Annotated in this window: 7 protein-coding genes; all 7 read right to left on the bottom strand. The window is 71.2% G+C overall.

What is annotated here, in order from left to right; all coding sequences use genetic code 11:
* A partial coding sequence (locus ACLF5H_RS10290; protein ID WP_421675756.1) for an Ada metal-binding domain-containing protein occupies positions 1-336 on the bottom strand: 336 nt, incomplete at its 3' end.
* An 84-nt stretch (positions 337-420) separates the two neighbouring features.
* Positions 421-1,290 (bottom strand): methylenetetrahydrofolate reductase, encoded by an 870-nt coding sequence (locus tag ACLF5H_RS10285; RefSeq protein ID WP_421675755.1) that lies wholly within the window; start codon positions 1,288-1,290, stop codon positions 421-423.
* A 719-nt stretch (positions 1,291-2,009) separates the two neighbouring features.
* The gene (locus ACLF5H_RS10280) at positions 2,010-3,365 is read right to left on the bottom strand and encodes a cytochrome P450 (protein WP_421675754.1); all 1,356 of its coding nucleotides are present in this window, start codon (positions 3,363-3,365) and stop codon (positions 2,010-2,012) included.
* A 13-nt stretch (positions 3,366-3,378) separates the two neighbouring features.
* Positions 3,379-3,939: a GTP-binding protein gene (locus tag ACLF5H_RS10275; protein WP_421675753.1), complete on the bottom strand. Its 561-nt coding sequence runs from the start codon at positions 3,937-3,939 to the stop codon at positions 3,379-3,381.
* 3 nt (positions 3,940-3,942) lie between these two features.
* Positions 3,943-4,326, bottom strand: a complete 384-nt coding sequence (locus tag ACLF5H_RS10270; RefSeq protein ID WP_361681121.1) for a DUF742 domain-containing protein — start codon at positions 4,324-4,326, stop codon at positions 3,943-3,945.
* Entirely contained in the window at positions 4,323-5,162 is an 840-nt protein-coding gene (locus tag ACLF5H_RS10265; RefSeq protein WP_421675752.1) for a roadblock/LC7 domain-containing protein, read from the bottom strand. Before ACLF5H_RS10265 ends, ACLF5H_RS10270 begins: the two co-directional genes overlap by 4 nt.
* Positions 5,159-6,349: an ATP-binding protein gene (locus ACLF5H_RS10260; protein WP_085567396.1), complete on the bottom strand. Its 1,191-nt coding sequence runs from the start codon at positions 6,347-6,349 to the stop codon at positions 5,159-5,161. Before ACLF5H_RS10260 ends, ACLF5H_RS10265 begins: the two co-directional genes overlap by 4 nt.
* Between the last annotated feature and the right edge of the window lie 175 nt (positions 6,350-6,524).

The raw sequence follows: 6,524 nt of genomic DNA, 5'->3' as shown, positions 1-6,524 counted from the left end.
GGCCGCCAGACCCGGCACCCCCTCACGGTCCACGACCCCGTCCGTGATCAACCGCATCGCACGAGCCACCAGATCAGCACGCTGATTCCACTCCGGCGAACCAGGACTCGTATCCGGACGGCAGCGCTTGCACGCCCGGAACCCGGCCTGCTGACAGGCCGCCGCGCTCGGGTAGAACGTCATGTTCCCCGGCTTCGGCGGAACCACAGGACAACTGGGCCGGCAGTAGATCCGGGTGGTCAGCACGGCCGTGTAGAACCATCCGTCGAACCGCGCGTCCTTCGACTGCACGGCACGCACACAATGCTCCCGGTCGAACCGCGTCACTGTCTCCATGCCTCCAGCATGACCAGGGCAGGAACAGCACGCTGGCGGAAATCCGACACGTAGGCCGGGGGCACCACCGGCCCGCGTCGGCCGTTACCGGGTTCGCTCGCGGAAGCCGCCGACCCATTCCGCCGTGGTGCGCAGCCCGCCGAACGTGTAGAAGTGCACCTTGACCACGCCGTGGCGCGCGGGGTCGTACCGTTCGCCGAGCGCGTGCAGGAAGCGGTCGGGGCCCGCCGTGCCCAGCAGGTTGGTCAGCGAGAAGCCGTATTTGCGGGCGACGGAGGCGCTGGTGGTGACGCCGAAGCGGGTGGCGTAGCCGACGAGGCGGCGGATGCCGGCCGGGCCGGGGACGCCGATGCGGACGGGCAGGTCGACACCCCGGGCGCGGACGGCCGCCAGCCAGTCGAGGACCGGGTCGGCGTCGAAGCCGAACTGGGTGATCACGTCGCCGGTGAAGGGTCCGGCGCCGATGGCCGCCGCCTTGTCGGTGAGCGCCGACCACAGCGCGGGGCCGGATATCGCGGGGTGGCCCTCGGGGTAGCCGCTGATGCCGATGTGGCGCACCCCGTAGCGCTCCAGCAGCCCGGTGCGCAGGACGGCGAGGGCGTCCTCGTACGGGCCCTCGGGGCGGGCCGGGTCGCCGCCGACGACGAAGACGTTGTCCGCGGTGCCGTCCTCGGCGAGGCCCGCGAGGAACTCCTCCAGGGCGGCGGCCGAGGGCAGCCGACGGGCGGAGATGTGGGGCACCGGCACGAAGCCGAGCCCCCGGACCGCGCGGGCGGCGGCGAGCCGGGTGGCGTGGTCCTCCCCCGCGAGGAAGGTGACATTGATCCGGGTGCCCCGCGGGATGCTGCCCCGCGCCTCCTCCAGCGCGGGCACGTCCTTGCCGGTCATCTCCAGCGAGAAGTCGTCCAGCAGGGCGGTGCCCACCGCGGCGGGGGCGGTGACGGCGGGGTTCATCGGGCTCCTTGCGACTCGGTCACGGCGGCTCGCCTCTCTCGGCACCGGCCTGCGGGCGGGCGTTGCGCGCGATGCTACCCAAACCCGTACACCGAGCCGTCACGGCGGGGGTCACCGGAAAACCGATGACCCCCGGTCGTCCGCTACGCGGTCGCCTTCACATGGGTGTAGATCTCGTCGCGCTTCGGGAACTCGACGGCCGGTGACAGTAGTAGAGGCCGAACTCACCCGGCTCCGCTCCGCACTGCCCCGCCGCGAAAGTGGCGGAGATCCACTTGTCGCCTCCCGCGGGAACGGTGTCCACGCCCCAGGAGAACGGGCATTCCGGCTTGGCCTTCCTTCGGAACGGGAGGGCTTTCCTCTTTCCCGCAGGCGGACAATCCCGTGACGAGGACGGCGGAGACGGCGACGAAAAGGACCCGCCTGCTCCTCCTGGTACGGCACATAGATTTCCTGATTTCCTCGATCCGGTGGCCTTGGTGCCCTCCGTGAGGCGGACGAGCTCTGCCTCGACGTCCCAGGCGAGGATCGGGCGGCGGGCCGGGGTGCGCCGGGGTCCGTGCCGGATACCGCCGCTGACGGCGGGGTGGCCGTCCCGAGGTGCGGCGGTCGCCGCACCTCCGGAGCGTGGTTGCGCAGGGATCGGAAACGGGTCGGCCTGTCCGGCGACCCTTTCCGGTCGAGTCAGCAGCCCGTATGCGGGCCGCGGGGCGCCCTCGTCACTCCCCCCGCGTCCACGCCAGGAAGCGGCTGAAGAGGCCCGCCTTGGGCTTGGGGGCGCCGCCCATCGCCGGGCGGGGTGTGGTCGTGACATGGCCCTCGGAGGCGACCATGGGGGATTCCGCCTTCTGCGCCGCCGTCGGCACCACGATGCGCGGGGTGAAGCGCACCGGCAGCGCCACCAGGGAGCGGCTCCACGGTGCCGGGACCCAGCTGAGGTCCTTGAACGGCATCCGGACCTCGATGTCCGGGAGCCGGTTGAGCAGGGTCTCCACGGCGGTCACCGCGATCACGAACGCCGGGTCCTTGGCGGGGCAGGCGTGCGGGCCCGCGCCGAAGGCCAAGTGGGCCTTGGCGCTGAGCTGTTCGCGGTGCTCGGCGAGCCGGGGGTCGGTGTTGGCCGCCGCGAAGGAGATCAGCACGGGGTCGTTCGCCTTGACCACCCGGCCGCCCAGCTCCACGTCGTGGGTGGGGTAGTGGGCCGCGTAGTTGGCGATGGGCGCGTAGTTCCACAGCACCTGGGTGACGGCGTCCTCGACCGGCAGGCCCGACTGCCACTCCTCGCCGAGGATCAGCGCGCTCGCGGTGCCGATCATGGCGGACAGCGGCGTGGTGCCGCCGGAGAGCAGGGTGATGAGCTGGTGCAGCATCTCCTCGTCGGACAGCTGCGCCGAGTGCTGCATCAGACGCGTCGTCAGGTCGTCGCCGGGGTTGCGGCGCTTGAGGGCGATCAGCTCGTTCAGCGCCTCGGCCAGCAGCTGGTCGGCGCCGGCGTTGCCGGAGAAGAGGCCGGTGATGCCCGCGATGACGCGGTCGCCGATCTCGGGCGGGCAGCCGAACAGGTCGCTGAAGACGAGCAGCGGCAGCGGCTGGGCGTACTCCGCCATCAGCTCGGCCTGGCCCAGGCGCTCGGAGCTGAAGCGGCTGATCAGGTAGTCGGCTGAGGCCTGCGTCTGCCGCACCAGCTGGAGCTCGTTGACGCTGGCCAGGGAGTCGGTGACGGCCTGCCGCAGCCGGGCGTGCGCCGCGCCGTCGCTCATCAGCGCGTTGGGCCGGTACGCCAGCATCGGCAGCGCGGGGCTGTCCTCGGGCACCCGGCCCTCGTTCAGCGCGTTCCAGCGCCGCGAGTCGCGGACGAAGGAGGCGGGGTTCTGCAGGATGTAGAGCGCGGCGTCGTAGCTGGTGACCAGCTCGACCTCGACGCCGGGCGCGATGTCCACCGGCGCGCTCGGGCCGAGGCCGCGCAGATGGGCGTAGTGGCCGTCCGGGTCGGAGCCGAACCGGGGGCCGTAGAGCGGGATGTTCCCGTGTGCGGGGCAGCCGGGGGGCGGCTCTATGCCGGGTCGCTGCTGCATGAGCGGGGGGCTCCTAGTCGATGAGGGAGAGAAGGTGGTGCACGAGGGTGATCAGCGCGTTCGCCGACGACTGCTCGTTGCGGACGTCGCAGGGGACGACGGGGGTGTCCGCGGACAGGTTGAGGGCCTCGCGCACCTCGGAGAGGGGGTAGCCGGGCGTGCCGTCGAAGTGGTTGACCCCGATGGCGTACGTCAGGCCGAACCGCTCGACCAGGTCGAGGATGGGGAACGACTCGGACAGCCGCTCGGGGTCGACGAGGACGAGCGCGCCGAGGGCACCCCGGGACAGCTCCTCCCACATCTCCTTGAAGCGTTCCTGGCCGGGGGTGCCGAAGAGGTACAGCACCACCTCCTCGTTGATGGTCAGACGGCCGAAGTCCATGGCGACCGTCGTGGTGGTCTTGTCGGGGGTGCCCGACAGATCGTCGAAGCCCTCGCTGGCCTCGGTGATCTCTTCTTCGGTCCGCAGCGGCTCGATCTCGGAGATGCTGGCGATGCATGTGGTCTTGCCGACCCCGAAGTGCCCCACCACGAGCACCTTCACCGCCGTACGGACACCTGAATCCAGGTACACGAATCACGCTCCGAATCGGGCTCTGAGGCCGTCGAGCACGGCGTTCAGTACTTCTCGGTCGACACGTTCCGCGCGGGGCACCGGCTTCCGCGCGATGATCAGGCCGCCGTCCTCCATCTCGGCCAGCAGGATCCGGACGACCCCGAGCGGCAGATGGGTGTGGGCGGCCACCTCGGCCACGGACAGGAATCCGTCCATGACCAGGTCGAGAACCTGCCGGGCCTCCGGGGTGAGCGTGCGCACCGTGGTGGCGGCGTGCTCGCTCGCGGACACGAGCGTCGTATGCCCGTAGGCGTGCTCCGGGGGCAGGGACCGCCCGTTCGTGATCACGAAGAACGGGACTAATGCGGAGGTGAGTTCCAGATCCTCTTCGGGCTCGTCACTCACGCGCGGCTCGCCTCCCCCTGCGGGGACAGATAGGCGCCGAGTCTCGGCACCACCCGGTGCAGCCGGGTGGTGAACTCCTCGATGTCGGCGTCGTGCTGGGCCGCGGCGGCGAGGAAGGCGCCCCGCCCGGCCGAGATCAGGAAGATCCAGCCGTGCTGGAACTCGATGACCGTCTGCCGCCAGGACGCGTCCGGCTGGACGCCGGCGAACTGGGCGGTGGCCCGGCTGTAGGCGTGGATGCCGGTCATCGCGGCGGAGATGGTGTCCGCGAGGTCCTGGCTCATGCCCGTGGTGGCGCCGCGGGGAAGGCCGTCGCCGCCCAGCAGTACGGCGTGCTGGGCGCCGCGCACCTCGCTGATCACCTCGTCCAGGTCGGCGATCCGGATGCCGGTGCCGATCTCCCGGCCGGCGCGGGCGCGTCGGTCCCGGGCCCCGGCCTCGTCGGCGTGCACCCGGGGCGGCGAGGTGAGGTTGTTGCCGAGCCGGGCGACGAGCCGGTGCATGCGGAAGGAGATCTGCTGCATGTCGACATCGGGTGCCGCGGCCGCCGCGAGATAGGCGCCCTGTCCGGCCCCGATCAGGAAGATCCAGCCGTGCGAGAACTCGATGATGGTCTGGTTCCACTGCCGGTCCGGGCCGTCCCCGGCGAAGTGGGAGGTGGCCCGGCTCAGCGACTGCATGCCCGCCATGGCGGCGGAGATGGTCCGCACGTCCTTCTGGGCCATGCCGTCGGTCGCCCCGCGGGGCAGGCCGTCCGCGGACAGCAGGACGGCGTGGCGTGCCTTGGGCACGTTGGCCACGATGTCCTCAAGCATCCACGACAGGTCGGTGATCATGTGTCATCGGACCCTTCGGACGGTGCCGCGGAGAGGTTGCGGCCGGAGAGCGTGCCGCGCTGGAAGGCACCCAGGCTGCGGCCCGCCGCACGACCGGCGTCCTCCCCCGCCGCGACGTGCGGCAGGCCGACGGTGTCCTGGTCGGGGACGCTGGCTATGGGCACCTGGCGGGCACCGCGCCGGGGCAGACCGCCCGCGGTGCGCGCCACCGGCTCGGGCCGGGCGGCGGGGGCGCCGGGCTGCTCGACAACGGGCTGGACCTCATTCACCGGTGCCGTCTCCTCCTCGGTCCACAGCTCCTCGGGCAGCAGCACGACCGCACGCACACCGCCGTAGCGGGAGACACCGGTCACGTCCACCCGGAACCCGTACTGCTGGGACAGCAGGCCGATCACCGGGAAGCCGAACTTCGGCTGGTTGCCCAGCTGGGACAGCCGGGGGCGGTACTGGCCGGAGAGCAGGGCGGTGGCCTTCTGCCGCTCCTCGTCGTTCATGCCGACGCCCGCGTCGTCGATGACGATGCAGAGGTTCTTCTGCACCCGCTGGAACGTCACCTCGATGGGCGAGCCCTGCTGGGAGAAGCTGGCGGCGTTGTCGAGCAGTTCGGCGACCGCGAGGGCGACGGGCGAGACCGCCGACGCCTTCAGCGCGAAGCCGGTCTGCTGCATGATCTCCACGCGGCGGAAGTTGCGGATCTGGCCCTGGGCGCTGCGCACCACGTCGTAGACGCTGGCGGCACGGCTGCGGCGGCCCAGCGGGGCGCCGCACATCACGGCGATGCCCTGCGCCTTGCGTGCCATCTGCGCGTTGGCGTGGCCGACCTCGAGGAGGTCGCCGAGGACGGTGTGACCGCCGTACTTGCGCTGGATCTCCTCCAGCAGCGCCAGCTGTTCGGCGGCGAGGCTCTGCAGGAAGCGCGCGGAACCCTTGAGCACGGCCTTGGTGCTGTCCTCCGCCGCCTCCTCGGCTTCCTGGATGGTCTTGGCGTGGTCGGTCCGGTGCTGGTGGAGCTCTGCTCGTAAAGTGGCGAGCCGGCCGTCGGCCTCGCTCAATCGCTGGGTCAGTGCGGCTTCGGACCTGTCCTTGTTCGCCGCGATGGCCTTGGCGCGACGACTGAGGACCACGGCCGCGGCGACGCCGAGCGCCGCCACGACAACCAGGCACCAGACAAGTGCGTCTCGAATCATGGAAACCTTTCCTGGCGGTTAGCCTGCGGCCGTTGGCGGAAGTGCACCGCACCACCGGTGTGGGACAACCGGTCGCGAACGGGTCGGGCAGGTCACGCGGAGGACCGGACCGAAACCGTTTTCTGCGGTGCCTGAGCCGAGGGGACCAAGGTCACAGACGCGGGGATGCTATCAC

Source organism: Streptomyces sp. LaBMicrA B280 (genome assembly GCF_049222185.1).
GTDB lineage: Bacteria > Actinomycetota > Actinomycetes > Streptomycetales > Streptomycetaceae > Streptomyces > Streptomyces murinus.
This window is presented reverse-complemented; position numbering and strand designations above follow the sequence as displayed.

What these genes read in the sequence shown, in the direction of transcription:
- ACLF5H_RS10280 (WP_421675754.1), bottom strand. Translation starts at nt 3,365, where the DNA reads ATGCAGCAGCGACCCGGCATAGAGCCGCCCCCCGGCTGCCCCGCACAC.
- ACLF5H_RS10285 (WP_421675755.1), bottom strand. Translation starts at nt 1,290, where the DNA reads ATGAACCCCGCCGTCACCGCCCCCGCCGCGGTGGGCACCGCCCTGCTG.
- ACLF5H_RS10265 (WP_421675752.1), bottom strand. Translation starts at nt 5,162, where the DNA reads ATGATCACCGACCTGTCGTGGATGCTTGAGGACATCGTGGCCAACGTG.
- ACLF5H_RS10260 (WP_085567396.1), bottom strand. Translation starts at nt 6,349, where the DNA reads ATGATTCGAGACGCACTTGTCTGGTGCCTGGTTGTCGTGGCGGCGCTC.